Origin of the sequence: Veillonella sp. ZSJB6, from assembly GCF_051549505.1 — a bacterium.
In the GTDB taxonomy this organism is placed as follows: Bacteria; Bacillota; Negativicutes; order Veillonellales; family Veillonellaceae; genus Veillonella.
On record NZ_JBPUGE010000002.1, the window covers coordinates 162,362 to 178,519 of the forward strand.

The 16,158-nt window shown below is 40.4% G+C and carries 18 protein-coding genes and 3 tRNA genes; 4 read left to right on the plus strand and 17 right to left on the minus strand.

The window, feature by feature from the left end; translation table 11 throughout:
- Window positions 1–419 precede the first annotated feature (419 nt).
- The 4 genes from ACSV5T_RS03430 to ACSV5T_RS03445 all read left to right on the plus strand — a co-directional run bounded on the left by ACSV5T_RS03430 (window position 420) and on the right by ACSV5T_RS03445 (window position 1,669).
- Window positions 420–495, plus strand: a tRNA-Asn gene (locus ACSV5T_RS03430).
- Window positions 496–499: 4 nt separating this feature from the next.
- Window positions 500–574, plus strand: a tRNA-Glu gene (locus tag ACSV5T_RS03435).
- 3 nt (window positions 575–577) lie between these two features.
- Window positions 578–653 (plus strand) — tRNA-Val (locus ACSV5T_RS03440).
- 107 nt (window positions 654–760) lie between these two features.
- Complete coding sequence (locus ACSV5T_RS03445; RefSeq protein ID WP_303880621.1) at window positions 761–1,669, plus strand: hypothetical protein; 909 nt, start codon at window positions 761–763, stop codon at window positions 1,667–1,669.
- Window positions 1,670–1,740: 71 nt separating this feature from the next.
- Here ACSV5T_RS03445 and ACSV5T_RS03450 read toward each other — a convergent pair whose 3' ends face one another.
- From ACSV5T_RS03450 to ACSV5T_RS03530, 17 genes are all read right to left on the minus strand, one after another.
- Entirely contained in the window at window positions 1,741–2,097 is a 357-nt protein-coding gene (locus ACSV5T_RS03450) for a hypothetical protein (protein WP_105084941.1), read from the minus strand.
- Between the two features lie 148 nt (window positions 2,098–2,245).
- Window positions 2,246–2,653: an ATP synthase F1 subunit epsilon gene (atpC, locus tag ACSV5T_RS03455; RefSeq protein ID WP_156720011.1), complete on the minus strand. Its 408-nt coding sequence runs from the start codon at window positions 2,651–2,653 to the stop codon at window positions 2,246–2,248.
- 3 nt (window positions 2,654–2,656) lie between these two features.
- Window positions 2,657–4,081: a F0F1 ATP synthase subunit beta gene (atpD, locus tag ACSV5T_RS03460; RefSeq protein ID WP_005385435.1), complete on the minus strand. Its 1,425-nt coding sequence runs from the start codon at window positions 4,079–4,081 to the stop codon at window positions 2,657–2,659.
- Window positions 4,082–4,099: 18 nt separating this feature from the next.
- Window positions 4,100–4,954: an ATP synthase F1 subunit gamma gene (gene atpG, locus ACSV5T_RS03465; RefSeq protein WP_303880627.1), complete on the minus strand. Its 855-nt coding sequence runs from the start codon at window positions 4,952–4,954 to the stop codon at window positions 4,100–4,102.
- A 3-nt stretch (window positions 4,955–4,957) separates the two neighbouring features.
- On the minus strand, window positions 4,958–6,496 hold the full coding sequence (gene atpA / locus ACSV5T_RS03470) for a F0F1 ATP synthase subunit alpha (RefSeq protein WP_295783996.1): 1,539 nt from the start codon (window positions 6,494–6,496) through the stop codon (window positions 4,958–4,960).
- A gap of 16 nt (window positions 6,497–6,512) precedes the next feature.
- The gene (atpH, locus tag ACSV5T_RS03475) at window positions 6,513–7,064 is read right to left on the minus strand and encodes an ATP synthase F1 subunit delta (protein ID WP_105089725.1); all 552 of its coding nucleotides are present in this window, start codon (window positions 7,062–7,064) and stop codon (window positions 6,513–6,515) included.
- A 4-nt stretch (window positions 7,065–7,068) separates the two neighbouring features.
- Entirely contained in the window at window positions 7,069–7,566 is a 498-nt protein-coding gene (atpF, locus tag ACSV5T_RS03480) for a F0F1 ATP synthase subunit B (RefSeq protein ID WP_438320301.1), read from the minus strand.
- Window positions 7,567–7,584: 18 nt separating this feature from the next.
- Window positions 7,585–7,812: a F0F1 ATP synthase subunit C gene (atpE, locus tag ACSV5T_RS03485; protein WP_004695064.1), complete on the minus strand. Its 228-nt coding sequence runs from the start codon at window positions 7,810–7,812 to the stop codon at window positions 7,585–7,587.
- Between the two features lie 23 nt (window positions 7,813–7,835).
- The gene (gene atpB / locus ACSV5T_RS03490; protein ID WP_005385425.1) at window positions 7,836–8,534 is read right to left on the minus strand and encodes a F0F1 ATP synthase subunit A; all 699 of its coding nucleotides are present in this window, start codon (window positions 8,532–8,534) and stop codon (window positions 7,836–7,838) included.
- A 174-nt stretch (window positions 8,535–8,708) separates the two neighbouring features.
- Window positions 8,709–9,077 carry a hypothetical protein gene (locus tag ACSV5T_RS03495; RefSeq protein WP_005385424.1) on the minus strand — a complete coding sequence of 123 codons (369 nt, stop codon included), beginning with the start codon at window positions 9,075–9,077 and terminating at the stop codon, window positions 8,709–8,711.
- Window positions 9,078–9,087: 10 nt separating this feature from the next.
- On the minus strand, window positions 9,088–9,282 hold the full coding sequence (locus ACSV5T_RS03500) for an AtpZ/AtpI family protein (RefSeq protein ID WP_105089727.1): 195 nt from the start codon (window positions 9,280–9,282) through the stop codon (window positions 9,088–9,090).
- Window position 9,283: 1 nt separating this feature from the next.
- Window positions 9,284–10,426 (minus strand): non-hydrolyzing UDP-N-acetylglucosamine 2-epimerase, encoded by a 1,143-nt coding sequence (wecB, locus tag ACSV5T_RS03505; RefSeq protein WP_119206792.1) that lies wholly within the window; start codon window positions 10,424–10,426, stop codon window positions 9,284–9,286.
- A gap of 55 nt (window positions 10,427–10,481) precedes the next feature.
- Complete coding sequence (locus tag ACSV5T_RS03510; protein WP_119206794.1) at window positions 10,482–11,633, minus strand: glycosyltransferase family 4 protein; 1,152 nt, start codon at window positions 11,631–11,633, stop codon at window positions 10,482–10,484.
- A 32-nt stretch (window positions 11,634–11,665) separates the two neighbouring features.
- Window positions 11,666–13,024: a PFL family protein gene (locus tag ACSV5T_RS03515; RefSeq protein ID WP_438320302.1), complete on the minus strand. Its 1,359-nt coding sequence runs from the start codon at window positions 13,022–13,024 to the stop codon at window positions 11,666–11,668.
- Window positions 13,025–13,032: 8 nt separating this feature from the next.
- Window positions 13,033–13,308 (minus strand): ACT domain-containing protein, encoded by a 276-nt coding sequence (locus ACSV5T_RS03520; RefSeq protein WP_039968964.1) that lies wholly within the window; start codon window positions 13,306–13,308, stop codon window positions 13,033–13,035.
- 134 nt (window positions 13,309–13,442) lie between these two features.
- Window positions 13,443–15,080, minus strand: coding sequence for a phosphoglucomutase (locus ACSV5T_RS03525; RefSeq protein WP_119206796.1), 1,638 nt, complete (start codon window positions 15,078–15,080; stop codon window positions 13,443–13,445).
- 123 nt (window positions 15,081–15,203) lie between these two features.
- Window positions 15,204–16,133 (minus strand): YitT family protein, encoded by a 930-nt coding sequence (locus tag ACSV5T_RS03530; RefSeq protein WP_119206798.1) that lies wholly within the window; start codon window positions 16,131–16,133, stop codon window positions 15,204–15,206.
- Window positions 16,134–16,158: the final 25 nt, after the last annotated feature.

Sequence of the window (16,158 nt, forward strand, 5' to 3'; positions counted from 1 at the left end):
TTATACTCTATATCACAATCGACTTTTAGAGGTAAGAATTAGGTTAAAAGTACCTTATAAATGCAGAGTATATCTAAGATGATGAATACACTTTCAAGCTACTTGATATTACTTTTCAAATAAAAGGTTTAAACTTTTTTACAATGCATATGTATACCGATTATATTCAATATACTTATATTGCTAACTCTTAAGAAAATATACATTATGAATCCCCTATAAATATAGGAATTATCTATGTTTATTCATCTCTATAGATTATATTAATTTTAATGACTTACTTATCACTATTTTTGATAAGCTATTTTTTGTATAAAGTTATGTGTTTTAGTCATAATTAACGCCTTTTGATTTATAGTAATTTTAAAAAAAACGCTTGCTTTTATAATTAATCTAACATATAATAACAATCGTACCATTCCTCGATAGCTCAGTTGGTAGAGCAATCGGCTGTTAACCGATCGGTCGTAGGTTCGAGTCCTACTCGAGGAGCCATTCTGGCCCGTTGGTCAAGCGGTTAAGACACCGCCCTTTCACGGCGGTATCCCGGGTTCGATTCCCGGACGGGTCACCACATGGACGATTAGCTCAGCTGGGAGAGCGCCTGCCTTACAAGCAGGATGTCGGCAGTTCGATCCTGTCATCGTCCACCAGACCAAGAAGCAAGCATAAAGCTTGCTTCTTTTTTTTGTATATGTGATATAATAGTACCAGTTGTTTTGTTTGTAAATTTTAAAGAGTTTTATTAAGAGGAGGAACTATGTTTCGTAAATTCGGACGCTATAAACGTTCGCTACTTACAGTACTAGGTGTACTATTGGCATCTACACTTGCTACAGCAAGTGCGGCCACAATTAATATGAGTCAATTAACATCCAATAGGGCTCAACCGGTTGTTATTAACTCTGTGCAATCTAATGTAGATACAACTACACCTACATTACAATCCGATAATAATGGTCAACCTATTTTAAAGGTTGCCAACACACCTGTTTCTACTCCAGTTGTAGGAACCCCTGAAAAAGCGACGATCAATACATCTAATTCTAATTATGATGGTCACTTAGAAAACTTCCCTAGTCGCAAGGTAACAATCGTAGTACCTGCCAAGTTGCGCAATGAAAACACAGCACAATTGGGTCGTTATATGACTGATCGCCTATCTAACACACTTAAATATCCGTACTACGACACAGCAATCGTAAGTACTAATACGCCAACAGCAGAAATTAGAGCTATTGACCTTGCACAAATTGCATCTGCACAAAACTCTGAAATTGTTATCATGCCTGTACCATTGCAAGACGTATACGTACAAATCAATGGTGTAAATAGCCCATACGCATATAATAATGATGATCGTGAAATGTACATTGCAGCAAAGGTAAATGCATTGTTATATTACTACGATGTGAATGACCAAGTTATTCACACTGTACGCAGTGGATTCAATCAAACAGATGATTCCTTGACAATGCCAACACATAAGGCTGTATGGAATAAAGTTATGACTGTATTACTTGATAAATTACCGTATAAACGTATTCCAACAGACCGTGACCGCTATCAAGCACCTGGCATCAACTCTGAATCTCCAGTTGTACTTGACTTCCAAGTAGAACAACCTAGAAATACTGCTTACTCCTTAAAAGGTGTTAGTGTATTATAAGAGACAATAAAAAAGACCGTTAAGCAATTGCTTAACGGTCTTTTTGTATTCACCTATTAACGATACATAACTTAGTGAATCAAGCCGATTAATCTAAGTTGATGCTCTGTAAAACCAGCATTTCTTAAAAGTGCAGTAAATGAACTACGGAAGGAATCAGATAAATCGCTTACGTAATAAATTGAATCATCATCTTTTGCACTTGCTGTACTTGTATTAGTAGTCGCAGCATATTTAGCATTATCAGCTTCATTTTGTTTAACCATGTTAGCTCTAAAAGCATCATTTGTAGGAGTTTCTACTGGTGGACGAACCGAGTCAGTATATTTATAACCATAAGATGCGTCTACATGTGTTCCTAGTGTAGATGCACCAAAACAGCATGCTAATACAGCAAAAGCAATGAAAGATTTTTTTGATACGTTCATTAGAAAACCTCCAAATTAACACAATAAGTCATTAAATTTAAATGACAAATTTTAGTATAAGTAGATGACCTTAATGTTAGATGAGTGTTTCCTATAAACAAAATGAAATTCTATAGAAAAAGGCTAGCCATAGGGCTAGCCTTTTATTTTATAGTTGTTTAGTTACATGCAAGCGCAATAATGCACGTTGCAATGCCGCTTCTGCTCGCTCTACATCAATATCAGGTGTAGGATTAGATAACCGGCCTTCTGCACGTTCTTTTGCTCGACGAGCACGCTCCACATCAATGGATGCTGGATCTTGGCAGTCTGGAGTTACAATACTCACCTTATTATGTTCGATTTCACAGAAACCACCAAATACTGCAAGTTCACGAGATGTTCCATCTGGTTGATCTATGCGTAACGGTGCTAAATCTAATGCAATGATCATAGGTGCATGATTTGGCAAAATACCAAATTGACCATCAATAGCTTTACCTACAAAGAATGTAGACTTACCTTCAAAGACAATCGCATCAGGTGTAATGATTTGTAGGGTCATAGGTTCCGCCATGGATTATTCCCCCTTCTCTTGCATTTCCTTTGCTTTTTGAACGGCTTCATCAATGGTACCAACCATGTAGAATGCACCTTCCGGTAAATCGTCATGTTTACCATCAAGGATTTCTCTAAAGCCTCTCAATGTTTCGGACAATGGTACGTATTTACCAGGAGAACCTGTAAACACTTCGGCTACGAAGAATGGTTGACTCAAGAAACGTTGAATCTTACGAGCACGAGATACAGTCAATTTATCTTCGTCAGACAATTCTTCCATACCAAGGATTGCGATAATATCTTGAAGATCGCGGTATTTTTGCAATACTTCTTGTACGCCACGAGCTACTGTATAATGTTCTTCGCCAAGTACATGTGGGTCCAAAATACGACTAGTAGAATCGAGTGGATCTACAGCTGGATAAATACCAAGTTCCGCAATGGAACGAGACAATACTGTTGTTGCATCCAAGTGAGCAAAAGTTGCTGCTGGAGCAGGGTCAGTCAAGTCATCGGCTGGTACATATACAGCTTGTACGGAAGTAATGGAACCTTCTTTTGTAGATGTAATACGTTCTTGTAATGCACCTACGTCATTAGCCAATGTAGGTTGGTAACCTACGGCAGATGGCATACGACCTAAGAGGGCAGATACTTCGGAACCCGCTTGAATAAAGCGGAAGATGTTATCGATAAACAAGAGCACGTCTTGTTTCTTTACATCACGGAAGTATTCAGCCATTGTAAGGCCTGTAAGACCTACGCGCATACGAGCCCCAGGTGGCTCATTCATTTGGCCATATACGAGGGCCGTTTTATTGATAACGCCGGATTCTTTCATTTCATTCCACAAGTCGTTACCTTCACGAGTACGTTCGCCTACGCCGGAGAATACGGAGTAACCACCGTGCTCTGTAGCAACATTGTGAATCAATTCCATGATTAATACGGTTTTACCTACGCCGGCACCACCGAAGAGGCCAATTTTACCACCTTTTACGTATGGAGCGATAAGGTCAACAACTTTAATACCTGTTTCCAAGATTTGTGTATCTGGAGAAAGGTCATCAAATTTAGGTGCTGGACGATGAATAGGCCATTTTTCGTCAGCTACAACTGGAGCTGGATCATGGTCTACAGTTTCACCCAATACGTTAAAGATACGACCCAATACACCTTCACCTACAGGAACGGCAATTGCAGCACCAGTATCTTCAGCATCCATATTACGGGTCATACCGTCAGTAGAGCTCATTGCAACGCAACGTACAGTATCATCACCTAAGTGTTGCATAACCTCTACTACAATTTTTTGTCTATCATGTGCCTTATGATCATGGTAGATGTTGATGGCGTTGTAGATGCTTGGCAAATGACCAGCATCGAAGCGCACGTCTACAACTGGGCCAATGACCTGCACAACTTTACCAATATTATTACTCATCGACAGATGTCTCCTTATTTATTGCAAGGCATTAGCGCCACCAACGATTTCAGAAATTTCGTTTGTAATGCTAGATTGACGTAACTTGTTATATTCAAGCCCCAAGGAATCAATGAGTTCCCCTGCATTGTCTGTAGCAGATGTCATGGCTGTCATGCGAGCACCCAATTCACTTGCTGCAGATTGCAACAATCCATTATAAACAGTAATTTCTAAATATTTTGGTAGCAACGCCTCCAAGACAGATACAGCGGAAGGCATAAAGTCATATTCTTCCCCTTTTACCTCATCTTGTGGTTGCTCTATTGGCAACAAGCGTTCAGCCTGTGCAATTTGCGTCATAGAATTTACAAAACGTGTATATATCATGATGACTTCGTCAACTTCATGACTTTCGTATAGTGAAAGTGCTTCATGCATAATGGCACGCGCATGTTCATAGGAAGGTTTATCAGAGAAGCCCGCATAGGACTTATCGATATGAATTCCTCTGGATTTCATGCTGTCTCTTGGCTTTTTACCAGCCGTGATAATACGATATGTATCGGAAGATTTGCCATGCAATTGCTCCATAGCAAATTTCAATACATTAGACGAGAATGCCCCTGCAAGGCCCTTATCAGCTCCTATTACAACATAGCATGTGCGTTTTATAGGACGTACCTCTAGTAAAGGACTGCTAAAGCCTTCTAAATCACTATTAGACATATGACGCAAGATTTGCCCAATTTTTTCTGCGTAAGGACGTGTAGATTCCGCTTTTGTTTGTGCCCTACGAAGACGAGCTGAAGCAACCATCTTCATCGCTTTTGTAATTTGTTGCGTATTGGTAACACTTTTTATGCGTTTTCGCAAATCTTGTGCACTAGCCATACATTACGCCTCCTTATGAGACACTAATGTATGCGTAGAACCAAATGCTTCTACACATTCTGGGATTGCTTGCTTCAATAGATTTTCAGTATCTTCATCAATTTTCTTAGACGTTTCAATATTCGTGATAATTTCAGGATAGTTAGCTTTTACAAAACGTAAAAGTTCAGCTTCAAATGATAATACATCATCTACTTGAATATTAGCTAAGTATCCTTTTGTACCAGCGTAAAGATTGATAACCATTTCTGCTACGCTCATAGGTTCATATTGACCTTGTTTTAACATTTCAGTCAAACGTTCACCGCGGTCTAATTGTGCTTTAGTAGCCGCATCAAGATCGGAACCGAACTGAGCAAAGGCTGCCAATTCACGATATTGTGCAAGGTCCAAACGCAATTGGCCTGCTACTTGTTTCATCGCTTTAGTTTGTGCACTACCACCTACACGGGATACGGACAAACCTACGTCAACAGCTGGACGGATACCAGAGTAGAACATATCTGTACCCAAGAAAATTTGACCATCAGTGATGGAGATTACGTTTGTTGGGATGTATGCAGATACGTCACCCGCTTGTGTTTCAATGATTGGCAACGCTGTAATAGAACCACCGCCAAGTTCTGGTGAAAGTTTAGCAGCACGTTCTAATAGGCGGCTGTGTAAGTAGAATACGTCGCCTGGATACGCTTCACGCCCTGGTGGACGGCGTAATAATAGAGACATAGCACGGTAAGCAGCTGCTTGCTTAGTTAAGTCATCATATACGCAAAGTACATGTTTGCCTTTGTACATGAAGTATTCACCCATAGCAACCCCTGCATACGGAGCAATGTATTGTAATGGAGCACCTGTAGAAGCACTAGCAGAAACGACGATTGTATAATCCAACGCACCTGTTTCTTCTAATTTTTGTACTACACGAGCTACGGTAGATTCTTTTTGACCAATAGCTACATAGATACAAATAACATCTTTACCTTTTTGGTTGATGATTGTATCAAGAGCGATTGCAGTTTTACCAGTACCACGGTCACCAATGATAAGCTCACGTTGGCCACGACCGATTGGTACCATCGCATCAATGGCTTTTAAACCAGTTTGCAAAGGTTCATTTACAGATTGACGATCTGCAATACCAGGAGCTGGATGTTCTACAGGACGACGTTCTGTCGCTTGAATAGCACCCTTACCATCGATAGGCTGACCCAACGGATTTACTACACGACCAATAAGTGCATCACCTACTGGTACGTCCATAATTTTGCCAGTACGGCGTACTTGGTCACCTTCTTTAATCAAGAAGTCATCACCCAATAGTACGGCACCAACATTATCTAATTCTAAGTTCAAAACCAAGCCATATACGCCGTGTGGTAACTCTAACAACTCACCGGCCATGGCTCTTTCAAGACCATAAATATGGGCGATGCCATCCCCTACGTCGAGAACAGTACCCACGTCATCGACATTGAGGTCAACATCATAGTCCTGAATCTGCTGTTTAATTATAGCAGTGATTTCTTCAGGCTTCATTTTCATATATACCCATTCACCCCTATCTAATAGAGTTCGTTCTTAATAAAGATTTTTCTAATTCTTGCAAGCGACGAGATACAGAGCCATCAATACGTTTATCCCCGACTTGAATGATAATACCACCCATAATGGAAGGGTCTTGACGCACAGATAGAATAACATCTTTGCCCGTTACCTCTCGTAATTTAGCTTGTACAGATGCTTCTATATCAGCTGTTATTGGTTCTGCTACAGTAACAGTAGCTTCTAGAATACCACGAGCTTCGCGTGATTTCTTAATAAATGCCGCAATAGTCTGCTTTATATAGCGATCACGACCACGTTTAATCATCACATAAATAAAATGCAAAGCAACCTTATCGAGACTAGATTCAAAAATTTTACCAATCAGCTTAATCTTTGCATCTTCTGTAACAGTTGGATTTTCAAGGAATGAGCTTAATTCAGGTTGCTCATCCATTACAGATGCTACATAGCCTAATTGCTCCTCCATGAGATCCAACTTATTTTGTTCTTGAGCTAATTCAAACATAGCTGAACTGTATTTATCTGCTACAATTTCTATGCTCATCGTATCACAACCCTATCGTTTTACTATCAAGTTGACGAATAGCGTCTTCGATCAATTTCGTATTAGTTTCGCTGTTCATATCTTTAGCAACAACTTTACCAGCCATAGCTACAGATAAGGAAACAACTTCATTGCGCAAGCTGTTCATAGCACGATCACGTTCAATGGCAATATCTTGACGAGCACGATTTTTTTCTTGTTCAATTTGCTCGCGAGCTGTTGCTAATTGTTCACGTGTTGTATTTTCTGCTTCTTGAATTGCTTTTTCAACAATTTTTTGTGCCTCTACACGAGCATTAGAAATTTGAGCTGCATAATCAGCTTTAAATTCCTCTGCTTCTACACGAGCTTTTTCTGCAGCTTCTAAGTCTTTAGCAATTCGTTCTTTACGTTCTGTCATCATAGCCAATAATGGTTTATATGCAAAACGAGCCAATAGCCAAACTAATATAAAAAAGTTCAACATTTGAGCAAGAATCGTTCCAAGGCTTAAGTCAACCAAGGTTATTCCTCCTCGTTATTATCTGAATAACAAAATAAATGCTACTACTACACCGATGATAGGCATCGCTTCGATCAAACCAATCGCTACGAACATTGTAGACATCAATTGACCACGTAATTCTGGTTGGCGTGTAATACCTTCGATTACTTTGCTAGATACAAGACCATCACCGATACCTGCACCAATGGCACCACAACCTACTGCGATTGCTGCTGCTAATGCGAATAAACCTTGAGCTTCCATAATATATCCTCCATATAAAATAATTAATGTTCCTCACTAAGAGCCATCCCCAAGTAGGAGGCAGTAAGAACTGTGAAAATAAAGGCTTGAATAATACCGATAAATAAACTAAAAGCAATCCAAACCCATGGTACAGGTACAAACCAAGGCAAGTTATACAATACTTCTAATAAAATTTCACCAGCTACGATATTGCCGAATAGACGGAAAGCAAGTGTAACTGGTTTTGCAATTTCCTCAAAAATATTAAGGATTAGCAAAGCCTTATAAGGTTGTACAAAATGATTGAAATAGGATAAGCCTTTAACTTTAATCCCCATAACCCATACCACTAATGTGCTACATAGAGCTAATGCAATTGTAGTATTAATATCGGATGTTGGTGATGTTAAAGCCTTAAACGTTGGCATTAAACCCAGTTCGTTCCCTACAAAAATAAATAAGAAAAACGTAAATAACAAGGAACTTACCATCGGCCAATGACGACCCAAGTTCGGAGCTAGCTGCCCCTCTAAGCCTTCTAATATAGCTTCCACTATATTTTGCAAGCCTACAGGCACCAATTTACGTCCTCGGGTGGCCAATACTGTTACCAGTATTACAATAGCCATAGTAACCCATGTAGCAATCAAGGTATCAATATTAAATGTTAACCCCAACCACTGCACGACCTCATGGTGTCCCGCATGTAATTCCACGTTCTCAACCCCTTCCATAGTCATAATAAAAACCTTATATATTTACAATTAATATAAATATATTATATATGTATCATCATACATCGTTATAGATATATAATCAACACTTACAAGGTAAACAATTCCAATTACTCATAATCACATTGTGTATAATGCATTATCGGTATACACCTATCATTCTTACTGCTACTTACGGGGTCAGAAATGCCGACTAAGCCACCAATACACCACATATAATGCCGGTTGTATGAGTGCAATACCTATAAACATGCTAACAGCTTCAACACCAGGTATTTTTAATCCTAAGACGACCAAAGAGCCTACTAACATAAGACGCCATATCATCTGCCTGCGAGCTTTACGTACGGCTTTATAAGGGTCTCCTGACACAATAGATTGTCCATGCAAAGCCAAGCTAAGCAAGTAGAGTACCATTATAAAAATGCCCCAAAGCCATCCCCATAGATACACTTCTAAGCCACATAAAACTTGTATTATACCGCCTAAAAAGGCAATAAAAAAACAAGTTAGTAGCACACGCACTATGAATTTAATATATTGATTCATATATACCTCACTACTTAACTTGTTTATATAACATATAAAAGCCTGTTATAGCTCCAATAAGACCAAATATAACCATACATAATGGTTCAGTTCTAAACCAACCATCTAGTATATATCCAATCCCAATAAAGCCACCTATACAGAAAACGAGTGTGAGCCCCGCCGATGTTGCCATGGCGAGGGCTTTCACAAGGTCCTTATCCATATTATTTACCAAAACGTTCAGGACGATTAGGATCGCCTAAAAATTCATGGCGCAACGCTTGGATGATGCGTTCAGATGCTTTGCCGTCACCATATGGGTTAACGGAATTAGACATCAATTTATAAGCCTCTGCATTGCTCAACAATTCATGAGCTGCTGCATGTACAGCGTCTTTGTCAGTACCTACAAGGCGCACAGTACCAGCTTCAACAGCTTCTGGGCGTTCTGTAGTATCACGCAATACGAGAACTGGTTTACCAAGAGCTGGTGCTTCCTCTTGAATCCCACCAGAATCAGTAAGAATCAAATAGGATTTAGCCATCAAATTAGCAAATGGTTCGTAATCAAGCGGGTCAATTAATGTAACACGTTCTACAGAACCGAGTTCTTCTTGTACAACTTGGCGAACTTTAGGATTCTTATGTACAGGGAATACCACTTGAATATCTTTAAATTCATCAAGCAAATCGCGAATAGCTTGGTATACATGGCGCATAGGCTCACCCAAGTTTTCACGGCGATGTGTAGTAACAAGCACTGTACGTTTTTCAGGATCTAATGCATTGATAGCAGCATCATCAAACACATAATTTTCTTGTACTGTTGTATCAAGGGCATCAATAACCGTATTGCCTGTTACATACAAATGGTCTGTATTTATATTTTCTTTTTTAAGATTACTTTCAGAACTAGCTGTTGGTGCAAAATGATATGTCGCAATAGAACCAGTCAACTTGCGGTTCATCTCTTCTGGGAATGGAGAGTAAATATCACCAGTGCGAAGGCCTGCTTCTACATGGCCTACAGGAATTTCTTGATAGAAGGACGCCAAAGCACCTGCAAAGGTAGTTGTAGTATCACCATGTACAAGAACCACATCAGGTTTAGCTTCTTCTAATACATCTTTAAGGCCCATCAATGCACGGTTTGTTACATCGTACAATGTTTGACCTTGGCTCATAATATTCAAGTCGTAATCAGGGGTAATATTAAACAAGTTTAGTACTTGATCGAGCATATCGCGATGTTGTGCCGTAACGGTTACAATCGGTTCCATATCCGGTGCTGCTTCTAATGCTTTTACAAGAGGAGCCATCTTGATAGCCTCAGGTCTTGTACCAAAGATTGTCATAACTTTTAACATAGTTGCCTCCAACATAGTAGGATAGAAAAAATGGGGCGCCAAGCGCCCCACATGGTTATTTCTTATGGGAATCCTCGGATTCCTCTAAAGCTTTTGCCAATTCTTCACGATCAAAGGAAATAGTTTCATCTGAATCGCTGCGTTCAATTGTAGGACGTGGTAGTGGATGACCTGCCGCATCACTGTGAGTAATAACACCAAGGCGACGAGCCACATAAATACTACCTAAGAAGATAACGAGTACTAATGCGATACCAATCCAAGCATTGACCTCTGCTACGATGACGGATACGCCACCAAAGAGAGCCGTTACAGCATACATCATTAGCACTGCTTGTTTTTGAGATAAGCCCTGTGCTAACAAACGATGATGCACATGGCCTTTATCAGGCTTGAAAATCGGACGACCGCTGATTTTACGGCGCACGATAGCAAACAATGTATCGAGAATTGGTAAGCCTAGCACGATAGCTGGTACCACTAATGCAATAGTAGCCGCCGTTTTAACAGCCCCCATTACAGAAATAGCGGCTAATGTATAACCAAGGAGCATAGAGCCCGTATCCCCCATGAAGATTTTCGCTGGGTTAAAGTTATACCGCAAGAACCCTACTGTTGCACCTGCTAGTGCCAATGAAATACAGGCAAGGTCTGTTTGACCAAGTTGTAATGTCATAGCACAAACAGCAATACAAGCAATAAAGGAAATGCCTGCTGCCAAGCCATCAAGTCCATCGATAAGGTTTACGATATTCGTAAAGCCTACAATCCAGAAAATAGTCAATGGAGCAGCCCAATATTTAAGGTATACCACACCACCCCAAGGAAGGTTGATGAAGTCTACGCGAATATCGTAAGCCACCAAAATAGCAGCTGCTATAATTTGGCCCATCAACTTAGTCTTTGGCTCAATTTGTTTAATATCATCCCATATGCCCACAAGCACAAGAATAACAGTACCAAGTACAAAGCCAAATAGTTTATGGTCATGTGGGATAGATCCATTAAAGAGAACCGATCCGATATAACCGAGGAAGATTGCTAACCCACCAAGTCGTGGAATAGCACCATGATGTACCTTGCGGGCATCAGGTTTATCTATTGCCCCAACAGCAACAGCAAAGCGTTTTACTAAAGGGGTAAGTGCAAAGGTTATGACGAGCGCCAGAGCAAAGGCCCATACATAATCGAGCACATAATCACTCATAAGACACCTCCAACAACTGGGTTAAAACAATATTAGTTCGTTAAGCTACGAATAGGTGCAGGAATACGACCACCACGTGCGATGAACTCAGCTGCACTATATGGGCTTACTTCAATGATTGGAGCATAGCCTAACAAGCCGCCAAACTCAACAACCTCGCCTACTGTTTTACCAGGTACAGGAATTACACGAACCGCAGTTGTCTTATTATTAATCATACCAATAGCAGATTCATCAGCAATGATTGCAGAAATTGTATCTGCTGTTGTGTTACCAGGAATAGCAATCATGTCAAGGCCCACAGAACATACGCATGTCATAGCCTCTAATTTATCGAGGGATAAACTGCCACAAGATACAGCATCAATCATACCCGCATCTTCAGATACTGGAATAAATGCACCACTGAGACCGCCTACGTGAGAAGATGCCATAAGGCCACCTTTTTTCACCGCATCATTAAGCAATGCAAGTGCTGCTGTAGTACCGTGACAACCACAAGAGGATAAGCCCATTTCTTCAAGAACGTGAGCTACCGAGTCACCTACAGCTGGTGTTGGTGCCAAGGACAAGTCAATGATACCGAATGGTTTGCCAAGACGGCGAGATGCCTCTTGTGCTACCAATTGGCCTACACGAGTAATTTTGAAAGCAGTGCGTTTAATCGTTTCTGCTACAACGTCAAAGGATTGACCACGTACAGATTCTAGTGCGTGTTTTACAACGCCTGGACCAGATACGCCTACAGAAATAGCGCTATCCCCTTCAGTTACACCGAAGAAGGCACCGGCCATGAATGGATTATCCTCTACAGGATTACAGAAAATAACAAGCTTAGCACAACCAAGAGCATCATTATCCTTTGTAAGTTCTGCCGTTTTCTTAACGATGATCCCCATATCGCGAACTGCATCCATGTTGATACCCGTTTTAGTAGAGCCCACACCTACAGAGCTACATACGATATCTGTAGTTGCCAACGCTTCTGGGATGGAATCAATCAAAATGCGGTCAGCCCGTGTAGCACCTTTTGTTACAAGAGCAGAGAAACCGCCGATAAAGTTTACACCTACTGTTTTTGCAGCGCGATCCATCGCTTCTGCAATAGGAACATAGGATGTTAAATCACTACCACCAGCCACTAATGAGATCGGTGTTACAGAAATACGTTTGTTAATGATAGGAATACCAAACTCGCGCTCAATATCTTCACCGGTAGACACAAGGTGTTCTGCTTCTTTCGTAATGCGATCATAAATACGATCACACAACTCTTTACCAGAGCTAGATGCACATTCAAGCAAGCTAATACCCATTGTAATGGTACGTACGTCAAGCTTGTTATCATGAATCATCTGATTCGTTTCTAAAATATTGTCGATAGATAACATAGTGCCTCCTATCCTACACGGTGCATGCTTAAGAAAATATCAGCATGTTGTGCACGGATTTCAACACCAAGTTCTTTACCGAGTGCATTCAAAGCATCTTGAATAGATGTCAAATCTTTCACATCTTCAGACTTTGTTTCACACATCATAATCATATTGAAAACGCCATCAAGAATGGTTTGATTTATAGACATAATGTTTACGCCGTGGTTAGCAAGTACAGTACTAACCCCTGCAATGATACCAACGCGGTCAACGCCGACAACGGTAACAACTAATTTCATAACATCACCTTTTCTGAGCACTACAAACTATTTGACCCATATAGGGTATTCAATAAACTATATTAATATATTATATCACATTTATTACTTTTCTACGGTGAAATCTTCATGAGTTTTCATGTAAAAACAGTATTTTACACTTCGTCGGATAATGCAGCCGTTACGATAGCCTCTCCTGCTGTCAATAATGCGACTAAACCTTTATCCCCTTTATAGCTTTCACCATAGATTTTATACAAATCCTCTGTACCGGACGGACGCGCTACAAACCAACCTGTTTCAGTTTCTACGCGAACCCCATCGATGGGCATATCCTTGTATAAAGATGTAGTGCGTATATTCGTAATAGGGTCTCCATCTACCTCTGTGGCTGTAATGGAACTTGCATTCAACTGTTTCAACTTGGCCTTTGCCGCCTTTGTACAAGCCGCATCAATGCGACCAAATCGTGGGTCACCACAACCTTCAACAATATTATTGTAGAGGCGATCAACAGTTGTGCCCATAACGGCATACATTTCCATTGCTAGAAGCGCCATTACCATGCCGTCTTTATCGGTAGTCCATACGGTGCCGTCCTTTTTAAGGAACGATGCGCCTGCAGATTCTTCACCGCCGATACCAATCTCACCATCAAATAATAAAGAGCTAAAATATTTAAAGCCTACCGGAACCTCATAAACCGGAATGTCTTTAACAGCCGCCCATTTATCAATCATAGTGGTACAAACAACGGTTTTACCTACCCCTTTATCAGTCCAACCACGGGTTGTAAACAGATAATCCGCAGCCGCTGTAAGGAATGCATTTGGTGAAATAAGGCCCTCTGCAGTAACGATACCGTAGCGATCATAATCAGGATCATTGCCAACAGCGAGATCATAATTGCCAATTTGTTTAGTTACATCCGCCATCGCATATTCAGAGGAACAATCCATACGCACCTTGCCATCATGGTCATAGGTCATAAAGCTAAAGGTTGGATCGTATTCATCATTGATAATATCCATATTGAGATTATATCGTTCTTTAATAGCACGCCAATAACCAAGGCCACTACCACCTAATGCATTGACAAGAACTTTAGGCTTCGCACTTTGAATGGCTTCCATATTGATGATGGAAGATAACTCTTCCACATATAAGCCCTTATAGTCATAAGGCACTTGTTGATCTGGTTCAATATTATCTATGCTAATGCGTTTAAACCCTTCTAATTCACAATAAGCACGAACGTACTCATTGGCGCGGGTTTCAATCCATTTTGTAATCAACGTATCTGCAGGGCCACCGTTGGTAGCATTATACTTAATGCCCCCATTATCTGGAGGATTGTGAGATGGTGTAATAACGATACCATCTGCTTTTTTATCGTGACTTTCATTATATCGAATGATTGCACGAGACACAGATGGTGTTGGAACAAAGTCCATATCCGCATCAACCATGGCAGTCACACCATTACCAGCAAGTACCTCAAGCACTGTTACTAATGCAGGCTGAGATAAGGCATGTGTATCTTGGCCCACAAAAATGGGCCCTGTCGCACCAAATTGACCACGACCATCACAGATTGCTTGTGTAATAGCCGCTACGTGTAAATCCGTAAAGGTACCTTTTAAAGAGGTACCACGGTGGCCTGATGTACCGAAGGATACGAGTTGTGTCGGATCAGTTACATCTGGTGCATTGTCAAAATAGGCATCTACCAGAGTTTGTACATCTATAATATCTTGTTCTTGTACAGGCGTACCTGCTAATTTATGAGCCATAGGAACCTCCTAATCTCAAATGTATATGTCATTCATAAAATATTATATTTACACATAATTAATATGAGATGACTAATGCTTACATTTTGAATTTTACTTTTCTGATTTTACATTTTGCTTTACTTAGCGATTATGTATAGTCTGTGTATTATCCTCTTGTGTGGTACTCTTATCTTTTAACTGTTCACACACTACAGTAGGGATAATCGGTTGTGTAAAGCCTTGCCCAATGACCTCTTGCGCATCAGTTATTAAGATGAACACATTTGGATCCGCCTCTTGAATAACCTCTTTTAATTTATTTACTTGCAAGAGATTAACGGCTACCATAACGATTTGCTTCGGCGTCCGCGTATAAGCACCAATGCCATTAATGATAGTTGCGCCACGACCAACCTTATTGATGATGCATTCACAGACCTCATCAGTACGATAGGTAATGATGAAAGCAACCTTCCGCTGATTAAAGCCGATAACCACCTTATTCGTAATGATGGTATACACATAGACACTAATAAGTGTGACCGCTACGGCTTCAAGGCCAACAACACCAATTGCAGCAACAAGGATAGCACAGTTTATGGCACTATTAATGGACCCCATTTGAAGTCCATAATATTTGCGTACAATGAGTGCAATAGGATCAAGCCCACCTGTGTTACCGCCTACGCGGTATACAATGCCAAGACCTACACCAGTAGTAATACCAGCCATCATGGAACTCAACAAAGGATCCTTAATAATCATGTCATATTGCAAGAAGTTAAATAAATCAACCATCCAAGACAGCATCAATGTGCCATACAAGGTTTTGATAACAACACGGGTGCCCAGCCACTTCCAAGCAGCCCAGAATATAGGAATATTTAAAATCATATTCCAAGAACCAACAGATAAGCCCGTTAAATAATACAAAATCAAGCCTACCCCACTAATACCAGTACTCACCAATTTGTGTGGCAATACAAAGGCATCAAGGCCGGCACCAAATATGGCACATCCAAGAATGACCATAAGGCTTTCATAGATAACACTTCTATACTTAGCGAACATAGCTTCCTCCAAATTGCCATTTCAC

Bases quoted from the DNA above. Each gene is read 5' to 3' on its own strand.
- atpA (WP_295783996.1), bottom strand. From the start codon at position 6,496: ATGAAAATGAAGCCTGAAGAAATCACTGCTATAATTAAACAGCAGATT.
- ACSV5T_RS03445 (WP_303880621.1), top strand. From the start codon at position 761: ATGTTTCGTAAATTCGGACGCTATAAACGTTCGCTACTTACAGTACTA.
- atpB (WP_005385425.1), bottom strand. From the start codon at position 8,534: ATGACTATGGAAGGGGTTGAGAACGTGGAATTACATGCGGGACACCAT.
- ACSV5T_RS03510 (WP_119206794.1), bottom strand. From the start codon at position 11,633: ATGAGTGATTATGTGCTCGATTATGTATGGGCCTTTGCTCTGGCGCTC.
- ACSV5T_RS03515 (WP_438320302.1), bottom strand. From the start codon at position 13,024: ATGTTATCTATCGACAATATTTTAGAAACGAATCAGATGATTCATGAT.
- atpC (WP_156720011.1), bottom strand. From the start codon at position 2,653: ATGGCGGAACCTATGACCCTACAAATCATTACACCTGATGCGATTGTC.
- atpG (WP_303880627.1), bottom strand. From the start codon at position 4,954: ATGGCTAGTGCACAAGATTTGCGAAAACGCATAAAAAGTGTTACCAAT.
- atpE (WP_004695064.1), bottom strand. From the start codon at position 7,812: ATGGAAGCTCAAGGTTTATTCGCATTAGCAGCAGCAATCGCAGTAGGT.
- ACSV5T_RS03525 (WP_119206796.1), bottom strand. From the start codon at position 15,080: ATGGCTCATAAATTAGCAGGTACGCCTGTACAAGAACAAGATATTATA.
- atpD (WP_005385435.1), bottom strand. From the start codon at position 4,081: ATGAGTAATAATATTGGTAAAGTTGTGCAGGTCATTGGCCCAGTTGTA.
- wecB (WP_119206792.1), bottom strand. From the start codon at position 10,426: ATGTTAAAAGTTATGACAATCTTTGGTACAAGACCTGAGGCTATCAAG.
- atpH (WP_105089725.1), bottom strand. From the start codon at position 7,064: ATGAGCATAGAAATTGTAGCAGATAAATACAGTTCAGCTATGTTTGAA.
- ACSV5T_RS03500 (WP_105089727.1), bottom strand. From the start codon at position 9,282: ATGGATAAGGACCTTGTGAAAGCCCTCGCCATGGCAACATCGGCGGGG.
- ACSV5T_RS03530 (WP_119206798.1), bottom strand. From the start codon at position 16,133: ATGTTCGCTAAGTATAGAAGTGTTATCTATGAAAGCCTTATGGTCATT.
- ACSV5T_RS03520 (WP_039968964.1), bottom strand. From the start codon at position 13,308: ATGAAATTAGTTGTTACCGTTGTCGGCGTTGACCGCGTTGGTATCATT.
- ACSV5T_RS03450 (WP_105084941.1), bottom strand. From the start codon at position 2,097: ATGAACGTATCAAAAAAATCTTTCATTGCTTTTGCTGTATTAGCATGC.
- ACSV5T_RS03495 (WP_005385424.1), bottom strand. From the start codon at position 9,077: ATGAATCAATATATTAAATTCATAGTGCGTGTGCTACTAACTTGTTTT.